A 17,652-nucleotide genomic window follows, 5' to 3' on the forward strand; every position below is an offset into this window, starting at 1 on the left:
GATAATTCCAATGACCGAATACCGTCGCATCAGCTACGCCGTCTGGGAAATCACCCTAAAATGTAACCTCGCCTGTCAGCATTGCGGTTCCCGCGCCGGCCATACCCGTAGCCACGAACTTACCACTGAAGAAGCCCTCGATCTCGTCCGTCAACTGGCCGAAGTGGGCATCAAAGAAGTTACCCTGATCGGGGGAGAAGCCTTCCTCCGTCCCGACTGGCTCGATATTGCCCGGGCGATCACCAACGCAGGCATGATCTGCGGTGTCACCACCGGCGGCTACGGCATCACCCTCGACACCGCCCAAAAGATGAAAGACGCGGGGATCAAAGTCGTCTCCGTCTCCGTGGACGGATTAGAAACTACCCATGATCGCCTGCGGGGGAAACCAGGTTCGTGGCAATGGGCTTTCCGCACCATGGGCCACCTCAAACAAGCCGGTATCCCCTTCGGTTGCAATACCCAAATCAATCGCCTTTCTGCCCCCGAATTTCCCCGAATCTACGAAAAAATCCGCGATGCGGGCGTATTTGCCTGGCAGATCCAGTTAACCGTCCCGATGGGGAACGCCGCCGATAACTCGGAGATTCTCCTTCAACCCTACGAACTCCTAGAACTATACCCGATGCTCGCCCGTGTCACCGAGCGAGCGCGACGCGAGGGGATAGACGTACAACCGGGCAACAATATCGGCTATTACGGCCCCTACGAACGTTTATTGCGGGGAGGGGACGCGTGGACATTCTGGCAGGGCTGTAGTGCCGGACTGGCGGCACTGGGTATCGAGGCCGACGGAGCGATCAAAGGCTGTCCCTCCCTTCCCACCGCAGCCTATACTGGGGGCAATATCCGCGATCGCTCTCTGCGCCAGATTATCGAAGAGGCCGAAGAACTGCGCTTCAACCTCGGTGCGGGAACCCCCAAGGGAACCGATCACCTCTGGGGATTCTGTAAAACCTGCGAGTTCGCCGAACTTTGCCGCGGTGGTTGTAGTTGGACGGCTCATGTTTTCTTTGATCGCCGGGGGAACAATCCCTACTGTCACCACCGGGCCTTAAAACAAGCGGAGAAGGGAATCCGAGAGAGATTCTACCTCGATCGCCCCGCAGCCGGAATTCCCTTCGATAACGGTCAATTCGCGCTGGTAGAAGAACCCTTCCATTCTCCCCTAGCCAATGATCCCCTCGCCTTCAGTGCCGACGCAATCCAATGGACAGAAAGCTGGCAAAACAAAACCCCCGTACTCACCCCCACAATCTAACCATGAACGAGAACCCGAACCCTATCCCCGCCATTCTACCCCGATCGGCGTGGGAGAGCCAGATCGCCTATCTCCGGGCTGTATTCCGGGCGAAAAAAGCACTGGATGAAATTGAACGAATTCAGAACGAGAAGACATGAACGCTCGATCTAATCCGCAGCTGCTAACCCCTCATCCCTCACTGAATCGCCCGTTTTAAACTACGGCAGAATTCTTCGAGGGATTTTAAACCATCGCTGGGGGAATTATCGGCCAGACGTTTAACCATGGCACTGCCGACAATTACCCCATCAGCACCCCAGTTTTTCACCTGTAGTGCCTGTGTCGGGTCAGAAATGCCAAATCCTACCCCTACGGGTTTATCGGTGACAGAACGGATAGAATCGAGCAATTCCTCCACTCTGGTGGCCACTTGGTTCCGCATTCCCGTCACTCCCGTGACACTAACCAGGTAAATAAAACCTTGGGATTGCATGGCGATCGCTTGTATTCGTTCCGGGGGACTGGTAGGCGCTACCAATAAAATCACTTCAATTCCCTTAGCGGCAGCTGGTTGCAGCAGACTTGCCGCTTCCTCTAAGGGTAAATCGGGAACCACCAAACCACTCACCCCGGCTGCTTTAATTTGGTCTAAAAAGACATCTATCCCGCGATGATAGATGGGATTATAGTAAGTAAACAGAATAATCGGAGCTTTCACCTCTCCCTGAGCATTTTTGACGATTTCTAGCACATCTTCCAACTTGACACCCCGATTTAAAGCGCGGGTGGCCGCCGCTTGAATAACCGGACCATCCGCAAGAGGATCGGAATAGGGAACCCCCAATTCGATCAGATCGGCTCCTGCTCGGTCTAAAATGCGTAAAGCTTGGGCAGTGGTAGATAAATCGGGATCACCGGCAGTAATAAAGGGAATCAAGGCACAATTCCCCTGGGAACGGAGAGAACGAAAACACTCGGAAACAGCAGTCATCGAAAATTACTGGAGACATAAAGCACCGTCTATTATCTCATGGCGGGGAATAGCTCATCGCTGGTCGCTGTTAGTTCGGGTAAAGAATTTTTTAAGGAATACTAAAAAATATTGACAAAACGGCGATCGAGGTTAGAATGAGCGCAGTCTGATAGTTTTGAGAAAATCTCTTCTATAAACTGGTTTTCATTCCGCTTTTTCCGGTACACAATAGGACTACCACCCGATCGGGTTTCGTATAATCAAACACCATATATCTATGCTTTCCATTTACATTCTGACCCATAACGAAGAAATTGATATTGCCGCCTGTGTGGAATCGGCACTTCTATCTGACGATGTGATTGTGGTTGACTCCTACAGTAGCGATCGCACTGTAGATATCGCTTCTCGTTATCCAGTGCGCGTGATTCAGCATCAATTCGAGAGTCATGGTAAACAAAGAACTTGGATGTTAGAAAATATCGAGACTAAATACGATTGGGTTTATATTCTCGAAGCAGACGAAAGGATGACACCCCAACTCTACGCAGAATGTCTGCGCGCCACGCAACAACAGGCATTTACTGGTTTTTATGTGGCCGAAAGAGTTATGTTTATGGGAACTTGGATCCGTCGCAGCACCCAGTATCCTCGTTATCAAATGCGTCTATTTAGAAAAGATCAAGTCTGGTTTAGCGATTATGGTCACACGGAAAGAGAAGAATGTCGAGGAAAAACCTCTTTTTTACAAGAAACCTATCCCCACTATACCTGTAGTAAAGGTTTAAGTCGTTGGATTGAAAAACATAATCGTTATTCTACCGACGAAGCGGCAGAAACCCTGCATCAGTTGGCTAACGGTGGTGTTAGTTGGAAAAAATTATTTTTTGGTCAAACCGAAGTAGATAGACGGAGAGCTTTAAAAGATTTATCTCTACGATTGCCTTTTCGTCCCTTGCTTCGTTGGTTTTATATGTATTTTATCTTGGCAGGAATTCTCGATGGTAAAGCTGGTTTTGCTTGGTGTACTCTGCAAGCTTTTTATGAGTATTTGATCCTCTTAAAAGTAGCAGAAATGAAACAGGGTTTACCCACTCCCCCCAAAGTGAGAAATCGGTTTCATCCCCCGCAAAATGGTAACAATAGTAATTCCCATAGGTCTGATTTCGTCTCCCTAAAAAGAAAAGCCGATTAACATTTAACCATTATTAATCAGTCAGCAATCACCTAACAACAACCTAGAGACAAAAAACAATCCCGATCTATGTATTGGGAATTTTAGTACAAATGCTGAGACTCTCTCTCCCCCTGCCATCTACCCACTTCATAATTCATCTCAAGCTGTACTGTATTTAAACTTCGTATTAGCATTTTAGTACAAATGCTAATACTCCCCCTGCCATCTACCCACTCCCCACTCCCCACTCCCTACACCCATCTCCCTATTTAATAACGGATGCGAGGATCAATGTAAGCATTGATGAGATCGATTAAAATACTGGCAAAAACCACTATTGTCGCAAAAAAAGCCATTAATCCCTGCACTGTTGGGTAATCCCGCAGAGAAATCGCCCGATATAACTGATTTCCCAAACCCGGCCAAGAAAAAGTAACTTCCGTCAAAACGGCACCACCTAAAAGAGCGGCAAAAGTTAATCCTAAAACAGTAATTACTGGTATTAGAGCATTTTTAAGCGCATGGGCGATCATAATCGTTTTTTCTGGTATTCCTCTCGCTTTTGCCGCATCTACATAGTCCGCTTGCAAAGTTTGTTTCAGATTAACTCGCACCATCCGTTCAAAAATTCCACTCAAAAGAATGCCGAGAGTAAAACTAGGTAAGGCTAGATAATACAAAGCTGTGGGCAACTTATCTAGTTGTAGAGTCATCAGACTATCAAGGGTGTATAAACCCGTAATTGTCTGGGGTGGAGTTTCACTCAAAGGAAAACGAGTCCCCAAGGGAAACCAGCGCAACTGTACCGCAAAAATTAGCTGTAAGAGCATTCCCACCCAAAAAATCGGCAAGGAATAGGTTATCAGTCCAAATAAACGTCCCCCTGCGTCTAAGGGTGTATTCGGACGGGAAGCGGTGATAATTCCCAATCCGACTCCCACTATCACCGCAATTAGCATTCCATAAAAAGTTAGTTCTACCGTCGCTGGAAAATGTTTAGCGATAATCTCCCATACCGTCACCCCCTTACTGGTTAAAGAGTCTCCTAAATTGAGGCGCATTAGGTGAAAAATATAGTCTAGGTACTGGAAAAATAGGGGTTTATTTAGTCCTAATTGTTCTCTTAGGTCATTTTTGGCACTTTCAGGGGCGCGGTTGCCTAAAATCGCATCTGTGGGATCACCAGGAGCAACACGCATCAGCAGAAAAACCACCGTGATGATCGTCCATAACATCAAGGGAGCTAGGAGTAAACGCACCAGTAAATAGGATTGTAAAGCAGCGCGGCGAGACATGAGGGCTTTCCGATCAGAAAATAGACTCTCAAGCAACCATACCCCAAAATCGACCTGGCGATCGAGAGGTACTGAAGAAAAAAATAAATTGAGGAAAAAGTTTAGTACAAGTAAACTAATTTTTCGCACCAGCAGTTCTGAGCAAGGGACTACCCCAAAAGCTGAAAAGCTGAAAGGCTGACGTAGCAAGGGATAGAAAAAAGATCAAAAAAAATTGCCAAAAGGGGTTGACAAACTTAGGGAAGTTAGATACATTGGTAAATGCGCGGTTGAAGCGAAGCGAAAGCGAAGCGAAACAAACGACGCTGGAACCTAGACAAAACAATAGTTTGAAAGCCAAGCAAAACAGCCTCGTTTAGAAGCAATTCTATAACAAAAAAGTCAAACCCGCAAGGGGGAGACAAAAAAAAGTCAAAAGAATCAAACGATTCATCATGGAGAGTTTGATCCTGGCTCAGGATGAACGCTGGCGGCGTGCCTAACACATGCAAGTCGAACGGGAATCTTCGGATTCTAGTGGCGGACGGGTGAGTAACGCGTAAGAATCTAACTTCAGGACGGGGACAACAGTTGGAAACGACTGCTAATACCCGATGTGCCGCAAGGTGAAATCTAATTGGCCTGAAGAAGAGCTTGCGTCTGATTAGCTAGTTGGTGGGGTAAGAGCCTACCAAGGCGACGATCAGTAGCTGGTCTGAGAGGATGAGCAGCCACACTGGGACTGAGACACGGCCCAGACTCCTACGGGAGGCAGCAGTGGGGAATTTTCCGCAATGGGCGAAAGCCTGACGGAGCAACGCCGCGTGAGGGAGGAAGGTCTTTGGATTGTAAACCTCTTTTCTCAAGGAAGAAGTTCTGACGGTACTTGAGGAATCAGCCTCGGCTAACTCCGTGCCAGCAGCCGCGGTAATACGGGGGAGGCAAGCGTTATCCGGAATTATTGGGCGTAAAGCGTCCGCAGGTGGTCAGCCAAGTCTGTCGTCAAATCAGGTTGCTTAACGACCTAAAGGCGGTGGAAACTGGCAGACTAGAGAGCAGTAGGGGTAGCAGGAATTCCCAGTGTAGCGGTGAAATGCGTAGAGATTGGGAAGAACATCGGTGGCGAAAGCGTGCTACTGGGCTGTATCTGACACTCAGGGACGAAAGCTAGGGGAGCGAAAGGGATTAGATACCCCTGTAGTCCTAGCCGTAAACGATGGATACTAGGCGTGGCTTGTATCGACCCGAGCCGTGCCGAAGCTAACGCGTTAAGTATCCCGCCTGGGGAGTACGCACGCAAGTGTGAAACTCAAAGGAATTGACGGGGGCCCGCACAAGCGGTGGAGTATGTGGTTTAATTCGATGCAACGCGAAGAACCTTACCAAGACTTGACATGTCGCGAACCCTGGTGAAAGCTGGGGGTGCCTTCGGGAGCGCGAACACAGGTGGTGCATGGCTGTCGTCAGCTCGTGTCGTGAGATGTTGGGTTAAGTCCCGCAACGAGCGCAACCCTCGTTCTTAGTTGCCAGCATTAAGTTGGGGACTCTAAGGAGACTGCCGGTGACAAACCGGAGGAAGGTGGGGATGACGTCAAGTCAGCATGCCCCTTACGTCTTGGGCGACACACGTACTACAATGGTCGGGACAAAGGGCAGCGAACTCGCGAGAGCCAGCGAATCCCAGCAAACCCGGCCTCAGTTCAGATTGCAGGCTGCAACTCGCCTGCATGAAGGAGGAATCGCTAGTAATCGCCGGTCAGCATACGGCGGTGAATTCGTTCCCGGGCCTTGTACACACCGCCCGTCACACCATGGAAGCTGGTCACGCCCGAAGTCATTACCTCAACCTTTCGAGGAGGGGGATGCCTAAGGCAGGGCTAGTGACTGGGGTGAAGTCGTAACAAGGTAGCCGTACCGGAAGGTGTGGCTGGATCACCTCCTTAAAGGGAGACCTAATTCGAGACAGGGTGAAAAAAAAGTAGCCCAGTCTTCTGAATCAATCCCAAAAGGTCGGAACGAGGTATGTGGCTTTCAAACTAGGTTCTGGGTTCACACAAGACCTGAATCAGGAACAAGGGCTATTAGCTCAGGTGGTTAGAGCGCACCCCTGATAAGGGTGAGGTCCCTGGTTCGAGTCCAGGATGGCCCACCTGCACAGGTGGCAAAAACAGAAAAGGAAGCGAGGAATCAGCACCTTATCTTACTCATATAGTAAGAGAGAATGCTGGCTCTGAGTACAGAGTCCAGAGGAACCTTGAAAACTGCATAGAGCTAGGTGAAAAAGCCAAAAAAGAAGACCGCAAGGTCAAGCTAATAAGGGCTAACGGTGGATACCTAGGCACACGGAAGCGAAGAAGGACGTAGTTACCGACGAAACGCTTCGGGGAGCGGGAAGCAAGCACTGATCCGAAGATATCCGAATGGGGCAACCCTAAACACGACCACCTGAATACATAGGGTGGAGCGAGCAAACCTGGTGAACTGAAACATCTTAGTAGCCAGAGGAAAAGAAAGCAATAGCGATTCCCCCAGTAGCGGCGAGCGAAAAGGGAACAGCCTAAACCAAGTTCTTCGGAACTTGGGGTCGTGGGACAGTGACAAAAGACTGGGAAATTTAGACGAAGCGGCTGAAAACCGCACCAGAGAAGGTGAAAGTCCTGTAGTCGAAAAAGGCACCAGCTTAACTGCATCCCGAGTAGCATGGGGCACGTGAAATCCCGTGTGAATCTGCCTCGACCACGAGGTAAGGCTAAATATTCCCGTGTGACCGATAGAGAAACAGTACCGCGAGGGAAAGGTGAAAAGAACCCCGGAAGGGGAGTGAAATAGAACATGAAACCGTTAGCCTACAAGCAATGGGAGGACGATTGAACGTCTGACCGTGTGCCTGTTGAAGAATGAGCCGGCGACTTACAGGTTATGGCAGGTGAAGGGGGAAGACCCCACAGCCCCAGCGAAAGCGAGTCTGAATAGGGCGATACGTCATAATTTGTAGACCCGAACCCGGGTGATCTAACCATGGCCAGGATGAAGCTTGGGTAAAACCAAGTGGAGGTCCGAACCGACTAATGTTGAAAAATTAGCGGATGAGCTGTGGTTAGGGGTGAAATGCCAATCGAACTCGGAGCTAGCTGGTTCTCCCCGAAATGTGTTGAGGCGCAGCGGTAGTGGAAGTTTAGTCGGGGTAAAGCACTGTTTCGCCGCGGGCTGGGAGACCGGTACCAAGGCGAGGCAAACTCTGAATACGGCTAAAAAAACTACCAGTGAGACGGTGGGGGATAAGCTTCATCGTCAAGAGGGAAACAGCCCAGACCACCAGCTAAGGTCCCCAAATGATAACTAAGTGAGAAAGGAGGTGGGAGTGCATTGACAACCAGGAGGTTTGCCTAGAAGCAGCAACCCTTAAAAGAGTGCGTAATAGCTCACTGGTCAAGCGCTCCTGCGCCGAAAATGAACGGGGCTAAGTTATCTACCGAAGCTGTGGACTACATTGTAGTGGTAGGGGAGCGTTCTATAGGGGGTGAAGCAGTAGCGGCAAGCAGCTGTGGACTCTATAGAAGTGAGAATGTCGGCTTAAGTAGCGAAAATGTGGGTGAGAATCCCACACCCCGAAACCCCAAGGTTTCCTCCGCAAGGCTCGTCCACGGAGGGTCAGTCAGGACCTAAGGCGAGGCTGAAAAGCGTAGTCGATGGACAACGGGTTAACATTCCCGTACCGATTAATGATTGTGCCGGAGAACGGAGAAGGTCAACGTCAGCTGGATGTTGGTTACCAGTGCAAGCAGTCAAGGCGATGAGAGGTGGCGAAAACACCAGGAGCTAAGACGCGAGTCCCACCTCCCAAGGGAGGGAAGTGGCGTTGATCAAGCTTCCTAGAAAAGCCCGAACCACGTTAATCATTAATTGCCTGTACCCGAAACCGACACAGGTGGGGAAGTAGAGAATACTAAGGGGCGCGAGATAACTCTCTCTAAGGAACTCGGCAAAATGACCCCGTAACTTCGGGAGAAGGGGTACCCTCGCAAGAGGGTCGCAGTGAATAGGCCCAGGCGACTGTTTACCAAAAACACAGGTCTCCGCCAAGTCGTAAGACGCAGTATGGAGGCTGACGCCTGCCCAGTGCCGGAAGGTTAAGGAAGTTGGTCAGGAGTAATCTAAAGCTGACGACCGAAGCCCCGGTGAACGGCGGCCGTAACTATAACGGTCCTAAGGTAGCGAAATTCCTTGTCGGGTAAGTTCCGACCCGCACGAAAGGCGTAACGATCTGGGCACTGTCTCGGAGAGAGACTCGGCGAAATAGGATTGTCTGTGAAGATACGGACTACCTGCACCTGGACAGAAAGACCCTATGAAGCTTTACTGTAGCCTGGAATTGGCTTCGGGCTTCGCTTGCGCAGGATAGGTGGGAAGCTTTGAAACTCTCCTCGTGGGGAGGGTGGAGCTAACGGTGAGATACCACTCTGGCGAGGCTAGAATTCTAACCCTGACCCCTAATCGGGGCGGGAGACAGTTTCAGGTGGGCAGTTTGACTGGGGCGGTCGCCTCCTAAAAGGTAACGGAGGCGCGCAAAGGTTCCCTCGGTCCCGTTGGAAATGGGACGATAGAGTGCAAAAGCAGAAGGGAGCTTGACTGTGAGACCCACAAGTCGAACAGGGACGAAAGTCGGCTTTAGTGATCCGACGGCACCGCGTGGAAGGGCCGTCGCTCAACGGATAAAAGTTACTCTAGGGATAACAGGCTGATCTCCCCCAAGAGTTCACATCGACGGGGAGGTTTGGCACCTCGATGTCGGCTCATCGCAACATGGGGCTGAAGTCGGTCCCAAGGGTTGGGCTGTTCGCCCATTAAAGCGGTACGTGAGCTGGGTTCAGAACGTCGTGAGACAGTTCGGTCCATATCCGGTGTAGGCGTAAGAGCATTGCGAGGAGCCTTCCTTAGTACGAGAGGACCGGGAAGGACGCACCGCTGGTGTACCTGTTATCGTGCCAACGGTAAACGCAGGGTAGCCATGTGCGGAGCGGATAACCGCTGAAAGCATCTAAGTGGGAAGCCCACCTCCAGATGATTGCTCTCATGGCATTAAGCCAGTAAGGTCTCGGGTAGACTACCCGTTGATAGGCTCTAGATGGAAGCTCGGTAACGAGTGCAGTCGAGGAGTACTAACCGACCGAGGGCTTGACCTCATTCTTCTTTCACCACTTTTTCTCTAGCTTTTGCAGTCTTGAGGGTTCTACCCTTCCTGGTGTCTTTAACGTGATGGCACCACTCCGATTCCATCCCGAACTCGGTTGTGAAACTTCACCGTGGCCAAGATACTTGTCGGGTTGCCGACTGGGACAATAGCTCGATGCCAGGATTATTCTTTCCCACCCTCCAATCCCACAAGATTGGAGGTTTTGGTTTTTAGGCTAATTTTTCCTAATAAACATAGATGATTTCCGGTTCTTCGTTACTTAGTATGGTTCGATAGGGTGGCATAAATGGACTAAATCCTTATCTGGCAAAAGATTTAATTGATTAGTTCGCTCTAGATCGAAAACAATTAACAAAAATCGCCAAATGTCTTTCTCTTTCCATCTAAAAATCGAGAAAAAAGCAAAGCCGCCCAACCATAAAAAAATTATGCAAGAGGTCTATAGTACAAGCTTAAAAATGGCTTTTAGTTGTCAGCTAAATTTTTAGGCCAATTTCGTCGAATTGCTTCAAGAGATTTGATTGCGAACTCCACTGAAAGCGGCATAGGCGATCGCTATAGCATCTACGGAGTCATTAATAGGCATTTTTGTCAATCCGAATAAATACTTAATTTGTTCAGCCACCTCAGCTTTAGTGGCCTTACCATGGACCAGATGACATTTCCAACTAGCTTGATGGAGGAAAATCGGTTCAATTCCCCCATCGCGGCAGCTAACCAGATTGATAATTCCCAATGCTTGCAGGACTCCACCGGCTGCCTTGATTTGCCGGTTAAAAAAGGGCATTTCCACGGCAATTTTCCCCGGTTTATATTCTGCGATTAACTCCTTTAAATCCCGTTCAATTTCGATCAAACGCTGGGCAGTAGAAAGATTTTTAGAAGTTTCGATCGTGCCGTAATCGACTAAAATCGGCATTAACTCACTATTGTCCCGGAGAATAGCCCAACCGACAATCGCTAATCCTGGGTCGATACCCAACCAAGTAGTCATAGATTAAGCCAAAAAATCTTGGACGATTTGGAGGATTCTTTGGGATGCTTGTCCATCTCCAAAAGGATTAATTGCATTAGCCATACGATCATAGGCGATTTTATCCCCTAATAATTCTCCCGCTTGTGCTAAAATTTGCTCCGGATTAGTACCAATTAATTTCGCTGTTCCCGCTTGCACTGCTTCCGGTCTTTCCGTGGTTTCTCGCAATACTAAAACCGGTTTTCCTAAACTCGGTGCTTCTTCTTGAATGCCCCCAGAATCAGTTAATAATAAATAACAGCGTTGAATCGCCCCCACTAACTCGGCATAATCGAGAGGTTCAGTTAAAAATACCCTCGGATGATTGCCCAAAGCGGACTGAATTGGTTCTCGGACAGTGGGATTGCGATGGAGGGGTAATAATAAGGCCGTATCGGCATATTTTTCTAACAACAAAGTGAACCCTTTGATAATATCCTGTAAGGGTTTGCCCCAATTTTCCCGGCGGTGAACCGTGGCTAATAAAACCCGATAATCTGACCAATTTAAGCCCGCAATTTGACATTTTGGTGCGGTTTTGGCTACAGTTAATAAAGCATCAATAACCGTATTACCAGTGTGGTAAATATTTCCTGTCACCCCAGATTTTTGTAAATTTTCTACGGCTAGAGTAGTGGGAGCAAAATGTAGGGTAGTCAGTTGAGAAATTAGGCGACGATTAGCTTCTTCGGGATAGGGATTATAGATATCATTAGTTCTTAATCCTGCCTCCACATGGGCGATAGGAATTTGTTTATAAAAGGCTGCTAAAGTGGCAGCAAAAGCGGTAGTAGTATCACCTTGCACAATAATTAAATCTGGTTTTATGCGCTCAAAAACTGTTTCTAAACCCCGTAAACTGCGGCAAGTAATATCAGTTAAAGTTTGACGAGTTTGCATAATATCAAGATTTTCGTCTGCTTTTAAAGCAAATAATTCCATCACCTGCGCTACCATTTCTTTATGCTGTCCCGTCAGAATTACATGGGTTTGAAACTGTTGCGATTCTTGAAAAGCACGAATAACGGGAGCTAATTTAATCGCTTCGGGACGAGTTCCAAGAGTAATACAAATTGATTTCAACATATTATTATCAGTTATCAGTTATTTTAGCCTTCAGGAGACAGGAGATAGGAGACAGGAGACAGGAGATTATTTTTATTGATTCTCCCTAATTCACAATTCACAATTCCTAATTCCTGATTCACAATTAATCACAATTCACATTTTATCGCTTGAATTGTGCTGTTTTGTCATTTTTCAATCGTGGAGGGTTGTTGAACAATAAATTGGGGATAGAGTTGCATTTGCTTAGGATTTAAAGAAGGTCGAGAGATGGTCAAAACTTTTTGTTTAGCTAACTCTTGAGTCATGGTATCTAAAGTTTGAGCGATACGCAAATTATATTCTAATTGTTCCCCAGAAGAAAGCAGATTACTTAAGCCATCAATTAAACGTCTTAAATTCTCGCGAAATTGGGGATCACCAATTAACTCATCGATATCGGAGGTGATTTTTTGAGTATTTTCAAAAGTCACCCTAGCGGATTCGAGAGTTTTTTGCAGTACGACTATTGTAGCAGGATCGTTAATAGTTTTAGTAATTTCTCGTAAATTATTCGATGTTTCCACCGCATTATTTAAAATAGTCTCGATATTTTGCATGACTTGTTTAGTATCAATTTCATCTAAACCAGCATTCAACCTCATGGCGGTATTATTGAGATTATTAGCGAGACTGCCAATACCTAAACTAGCTTGATTAATATTATCGAGAGTATTAACAATTTGTCCCCGATTTTCGCTGAGAACAGCATTGAGATTAGCGACTAATTGGGAAGATTGTTGAAAAGTTCTGCTGATTTGACTGCGATTTTCCTGAACGGTATTATCTAAAGTATTGACAAAACGGGAGGCATTATTAGCCGTATTAGTCACCGAGCGACTGGTGGCAGCTAATTCCAAAGATAGACGAGAGAGTTCTCTTTGAGCATTACGGATAGTCTGGGAGGTATCATCGGATAAACGGGCGATTTTTTTTGCTGCTATAGCGGTATTTTTGGTGACATCATTGAGATTGCCCACAAATTCAGGACTGGTAAAAGTATCCACTAAACGACCAACACTAGACATTAATTGTGTTCCTGTTGTCCCCTGTAAACGACTATTATTACAGAGAATTAACTGTTGATCACAGTCGGGACTAAGAGGGTCGAGATTTTTGGCCTCAGCACTTAAAGAAATTAAGGGAGTAATATCGATGGCTGCCTCCCCAATTAATCCGGAAAGATTGGTAGTAACAGTTACCTTACTAGGCATAACTAAAGTAGCAGAAGCAATCTCGGCAATAACTTCTACTTGATTACTCCCCGGTATAAAACTCGTAATTCTTCCCACTCTCACCCCGCGAAAACGTACCGGTGCCCCGACTTGTAACCCTTCCACGTCAGCAAACTCGAAGATTAATTGATAGGTTCTTTGACCAAATCCTCCCCCGCGAACCCAGATAGCGAGCGCCCCAAAGACCAATAATCCGCCTAGGGCAAACAAACCTAGTCTTCCTTCCCGTAAAGCTCGCGAACTCTGCATGATTTTTCTCTCATTCTCGATAGTTCTTAATTTAGCTTAATCTAGCTTAAACGATTGTCCTAATCGGGCCTTCAACGCTGGCGCTAAAAAATTGTCGGATCATGGGATGATCGGTACGATCGATATCTGCCACTACTCCCTGCCATTGCACTTTTCCCTGATAGAGAAATACTACTCGATCGGCGGTGCGTCGGATGGTACTTTGTTGGTGAGAAACCATTACATAGGTGTTTGCAGATCCCGATTTTTCATGGAGAGTCCGCACTAGATCCTCGATAATTGTGGAAGCTATCGGGTCTAATCCGGCGGTAGGTTCATCATACAGCAGTAATTCGGGATTATCGGCCTGATTATCAGGATTAGTGATAATAGCGCGGGCAAAAGCCACCCGTTTACGCATTCCTCCCGATAGTTCCGAGGGATAAAGGTCACTAATTCCCTGTAAACCAACCATTTCTAGGCTTTTTTCCACTAATTCCCTAATTCTGGCTTTTTTTAAATTAGTTTGTTCATAAAGATAAAAACCGACATTTTCCCCGACGGTGAGAGAATCAAACAGGGCCGTTTGTTGAAAAACTAAGGAAGTGCGCATCACTTCTCGACCATCTTCTAGCAATCCCTGACGCAATTGGCCTTTAATACGAATTTCTCCCGCATTTATCCCCGTTAATCCCGCAATTACTCGTAAAACCGTTGATTTTCCCGTTCCCGACGGTCCGATAATTACCAGGGCCTCCCCTCGATAAATGGTTAAATCTAATCCGTCGAGAATAACATTATCCCCGAATCTTTTCGATACTCCTCTCAATTCAATTAACGGTTCTTTCATCGTCGCTTAATTATCTTATAACCTCTGGAATTTTAGGGAGATGGGGAAGTGGGAAGTATTTTCAGTGAACAGTAAACAGTAATCAGTGAACTGAACTCTGATAACTGATAACTGATAACTGATAACTGACTTGATTCTGGCTGCTATAGTAGAAAAGCACCCATTGCTGACGATATCTGAGGTAGATTGCCGTGACTATTGCTTTAGACCAACTGCTTACCCCCGACATTTTTCGACCAGCGCGTTATTTGGGCAACGAGTTAGGTGCTAAACATAAAGAATGGGCAAGTGCTGTGGTTCGTTGGGTGTTAACCTATCCAGAAGTGTACGAAGTGGGGGCATCTAACCTCGGTCATATTATCCTCTACAATATCCTCAATGCACAACCCCGCCAACTATGCGATCGCACTTATTTACCTGCACCGGATTTAGCCCAAAAACTCAAAGAGACAAAAACCCCCCTATTTGCCCTAGAATCTCGTCGTTGCCTCACCGATTTTGATATTCTCGGTTTTAGTCTCAGTTACGAGCTAGGGGCTACTAATATTTTAGAAATGCTCGACCTAGCGGCAATTCCCTTGACTTGGAGAGAAAGAGATGCGGGTAACTATCCGCTAATTTTTGCCGGGGGACAAACTGCCACCTCTAACCCCGAACCCTACGCCGACTTTTTTGATTTTATCGCCCTTGGTGATGGCGAAGAATTATTGCCAGAAATCGGTTTAATTTTAGAAGAAGGTAAACTAGCTAATGTAAGCAAAGAAGAACTATTACTAGATTTAGCCCAAATTCCGGGGGTATATGTCCCCCGTTTCTACGATGTCACCCCAATCGGTGCAGTTATCCCCAATCGTGACGATGTACCGAAAAGAATTTTACGCCGGGTAGCCACTCCTATCCCAGCCTATTCTATCGGTTTAGTTCCCTTCGTGGAAACGGTTCACGATCGCCTAGTGGTGGAAATTCGTCGCGGTTGCACTCGGGGATGTCGTTTCTGTCAACCGGGGATGTTAACCCGTCCCGCGCGGGATGTGCAACCGGAAGCAGTAATCGAATCGATTGAAAAAGGAATGCGAGCGACGGGATATAACGAATTTTCCTTATTATCTCTCAGTTGCTCCGATTATCTAGCTTTACCTGCCGTGGGTATGGAGATTAAAAACCGTCTCCAGAATGAGAATATATCTCTATCCTTACCCAGTCAAAGAGTCGATCGCTTTGACGAAAATATTGCTAACATAATTGGAGGCAATCGTCAATCAGGTTTAACCTTTGCACCGGAAGCGGGAACCCAACGAATGCGCGATGTGATTAACAAAGGGTTAACCAACGAAGAATTACTCAGAGGGATAAAAACTGCCGTCGAACAGGGTTGGGATAAGGTCAAACTCTATTTTATGATCGGTTTGCCAGGGGAAACCGATGTGGATGTCATCGGTATCGTGGAAACGGTGCGCTGGTTGCGTCGGGAATGTCGTTTACCGAAGCGGAAACCCCTGGATTTTACCCTAACTATCTCGAATTTTACCCCTAAACCCCACACCCCCTTCCAGTGGCATTCCGTCTCAACGGCCGAATTTATCCGCAAACAGGAGTTATTAAAACAGGAATTCCAAGGCATGAGAGGGGTAAAAGTCAATTATACCGACGTCCGCATCTCGGCCATGGAAGATTTTATCGGTCGCGGTGACAGAAGTTTAGGGAAAGTGGTGCTGCGCGCTTGGCAATTGGGCGCCGGGATGGATGCTTGGTGGGATAATACAGAAAAAGCCTATCAAGCATGGTCCCAGGCGATCGAAGAATCTGGTTTAACGTGGAAATATCGTCAGATAGAACAGGGAGAATGGAATATTTTTGCCGATGCAGACAAAGATATTTTAGAGCGTCCTTTGCCCTGGGATCATCTGGATACTGGTATCGATAAAAAATGGCTAGAGGAGGACTTAAAACGCGCCCTAGACGCGGCAACGGTCCCCGATTGTTCCTTTGAGGGTTGTTCCCATTGTGGCGTTTGTAGCGTCGATTTTGGTCATAATATCGTCATTGAAGCGCCCCCGATTCCCGCTTTTGCTGGACATTTTCAACCCAATCAAGAACGCGCCCAAAGAATTCGGGTTTGGTTTGGCAAAATTGGCGAAATAGCCCTAGTTAGCCACTTGGATCTCGTGCGTTTATTTGATCGCGTCGTCCGTCGGGCTGCTATTCCCATTTCCTTTACCGGTGGATTTCACCCCGGTCCGCGCATTTCGATCGCAAATGCCTTATCCTTGGGAGCAACCAGTAGCGGTGAGATTGTCGATTTTGAATTGACAAAAGTGATGGATTTAGAGACTTTTGAACAGCAGTTAAGAGCGCAATTACCCGCAGATTTGCCAGTTTATCAGGTGGCAGAAATTCCCTTAAATGCCCCCGCTGCCACCCGTTTGTTAGAAAAAGCTGAGTATTTGCTCACTTTTAACAGTGAGGGAATTGACTGCCAACAATGGCAAAATTGGATCGAGGCGATTAAGCAAGCAACGGTGATGGAACGGGAAAAAACCACCAAATCCGGCAAAAAAGTCACGATTAATCTGCGAGAACAATTATATGAATTAGAGTTAAAAACTGTTGACAAACAAGCCGTTTTGTGCTACGTGGGCAGTTGTCGCAATGATGGCACTTTACTACAGCCCGATCATATCGTCGAGATGTTAGAAAGGGTTTCTGGGCAGGAAATTTCGCTGCTTAATTTTCATCGTCAGCGCTTGGTTTTAGGGGCTTAACCATCGTCAACTGTTCCCTTTATACTAAACTAAGAGAGTCAGCTAATCTTGATCGACTAATTCTAAGCAATCATCAATCAAAGCCGGCCGATCACTTTGAACAACCATCGGTAAAAAAGCCCCTTTTAAGCCTTTTTTAATCCTCTCAGGTGTTTGATCAAAAACCACAAATAAAGGATGAATTGTTTCTGCACCTTCACTAAACATATGTTGTTCTCTGGGGGGCATTAACCACTCATATTCTTGATCTAAACATATTTGTGTTTCCCGCCAGCGTTTCAACAAATCAGAGAAATCTTCTCCCGGACGATGGATAAAAATCAGGATTTCTGAACCTAATTTAATTTTCCATTCTGGATCACACATCAGAATAGCCAAATCACAGGCTAATTGTACCGTCTTTCTAGATTCCAGAGCAGAAGATGGACGAATTCTGACCAACGGTAAAGGAATAGTAATTAAACTCTCTTCAGGACGACGCAGACTAGGAATTAACTCTAAATAGGGGCGATATTGCCGCAACAATTTGATCGCTCCCTGACGACAGCTATATTCCGCTAATAAAGTTTCGTAAGACACAAATTCGCCTCATCAAAT

General features: G+C 47.0%; 10 protein-coding genes, 1 tRNA gene and 3 rRNA genes. 7 read left to right on the forward strand and 7 right to left on the reverse strand.

Features of this window, described 5'->3' with window-relative positions; all coding sequences use genetic code 11:
- Positions 1-10: 10 nt before the first annotated feature.
- Positions 11-1,261 (forward strand): nif11-class peptide radical SAM maturase 3, encoded by a 1,251-nt coding sequence (locus MiAbW_RS07065; protein WP_151695515.1) that lies wholly within the window; start codon positions 11-13, stop codon positions 1,259-1,261.
- 178 nt (positions 1,262-1,439) lie between these two features.
- Here MiAbW_RS07065 and trpA read toward each other — a convergent pair whose 3' ends face one another.
- Positions 1,440-2,234, reverse strand: a complete 795-nt coding sequence (gene trpA, locus MiAbW_RS07070; protein WP_045358589.1) for a tryptophan synthase subunit alpha — start codon at positions 2,232-2,234, stop codon at positions 1,440-1,442.
- Positions 2,235-2,493: 259 nt separating this feature from the next.
- On the opposite strand from trpA, the gene MiAbW_RS07075 reads away from it, so the two are divergent.
- Positions 2,494-3,411, forward strand: a complete 918-nt coding sequence (locus tag MiAbW_RS07075) for a glycosyltransferase family 2 protein (RefSeq protein WP_151695516.1) — start codon at positions 2,494-2,496, stop codon at positions 3,409-3,411.
- A gap of 251 nt (positions 3,412-3,662) precedes the next feature.
- On the opposite strand, the gene MiAbW_RS07080 is transcribed toward MiAbW_RS07075, so the two are convergent.
- Positions 3,663-4,688: an ABC transporter permease gene (locus MiAbW_RS07080; protein WP_151695517.1), complete on the reverse strand. Its 1,026-nt coding sequence runs from the start codon at positions 4,686-4,688 to the stop codon at positions 3,663-3,665.
- Between the two features lie 431 nt (positions 4,689-5,119).
- Between MiAbW_RS07080 and MiAbW_RS07085 the strand changes: the two genes are divergently transcribed.
- From MiAbW_RS07085 to rrf, 4 genes are all read left to right on the forward strand, one after another.
- Positions 5,120-6,610, forward strand: a 16S ribosomal RNA gene (locus tag MiAbW_RS07085).
- A gap of 132 nt (positions 6,611-6,742) precedes the next feature.
- Positions 6,743-6,816: transfer RNA gene (locus tag MiAbW_RS07090), tRNA-Ile, on the forward strand.
- A gap of 154 nt (positions 6,817-6,970) precedes the next feature.
- Positions 6,971-9,850, forward strand: a 23S ribosomal RNA gene (locus MiAbW_RS07095).
- Positions 9,851-9,905: 55 nt separating this feature from the next.
- Positions 9,906-10,023, forward strand: a 5S ribosomal RNA gene (gene rrf, locus MiAbW_RS07100).
- Together the 16S, 23S and 5S rRNA genes with 1 tRNA gene alongside form the textbook arrangement of a ribosomal RNA operon.
- Before the next feature lie 346 nt (positions 10,024-10,369).
- Here rrf and MiAbW_RS07105 read toward each other — a convergent pair.
- The 4 genes from MiAbW_RS07105 to MiAbW_RS07120 all read right to left on the reverse strand — a co-directional run bounded on the left by MiAbW_RS07105 (position 10,370) and on the right by MiAbW_RS07120 (position 14,293).
- Entirely contained in the window at positions 10,370-10,855 is a 486-nt protein-coding gene (locus tag MiAbW_RS07105; protein ID WP_151695518.1) for a crossover junction endodeoxyribonuclease RuvC, read from the reverse strand.
- A 3-nt stretch (positions 10,856-10,858) separates the two neighbouring features.
- Positions 10,859-11,962, reverse strand: a complete 1,104-nt coding sequence (gene wecB / locus MiAbW_RS07110) for a non-hydrolyzing UDP-N-acetylglucosamine 2-epimerase (RefSeq protein ID WP_151695519.1) — start codon at positions 11,960-11,962, stop codon at positions 10,859-10,861.
- Positions 11,963-12,129: 167 nt separating this feature from the next.
- Positions 12,130-13,464: an MlaD family protein gene (locus tag MiAbW_RS07115; protein WP_151695520.1), complete on the reverse strand. Its 1,335-nt coding sequence runs from the start codon at positions 13,462-13,464 to the stop codon at positions 12,130-12,132.
- A gap of 46 nt (positions 13,465-13,510) precedes the next feature.
- Entirely contained in the window at positions 13,511-14,293 is a 783-nt protein-coding gene (locus MiAbW_RS07120; protein ID WP_151695521.1) for an ABC transporter ATP-binding protein, read from the reverse strand.
- Positions 14,294-14,484: 191 nt separating this feature from the next.
- Between MiAbW_RS07120 and MiAbW_RS07125 the strand changes: the two genes are divergently transcribed.
- Positions 14,485-17,055, forward strand: a complete 2,571-nt coding sequence (locus MiAbW_RS07125; protein ID WP_151695522.1) for a TIGR03960 family B12-binding radical SAM protein — start codon at positions 14,485-14,487, stop codon at positions 17,053-17,055.
- A 42-nt stretch (positions 17,056-17,097) separates the two neighbouring features.
- Here the strand turns inward: MiAbW_RS07125 and MiAbW_RS07130 are convergent, their stop codons facing one another.
- Positions 17,098-17,634: a hypothetical protein gene (locus MiAbW_RS07130; RefSeq protein WP_151695523.1), complete on the reverse strand. Its 537-nt coding sequence runs from the start codon at positions 17,632-17,634 to the stop codon at positions 17,098-17,100.
- Positions 17,635-17,652 lie beyond the last annotated feature (18 nt).

This window comes from Microcystis aeruginosa NIES-4325 (assembly GCF_008974145.1).
In the GTDB taxonomy this organism is placed as follows: Bacteria; Cyanobacteriota; Cyanobacteriia; order Cyanobacteriales; family Microcystaceae; genus Microcystis; species Microcystis aeruginosa_G.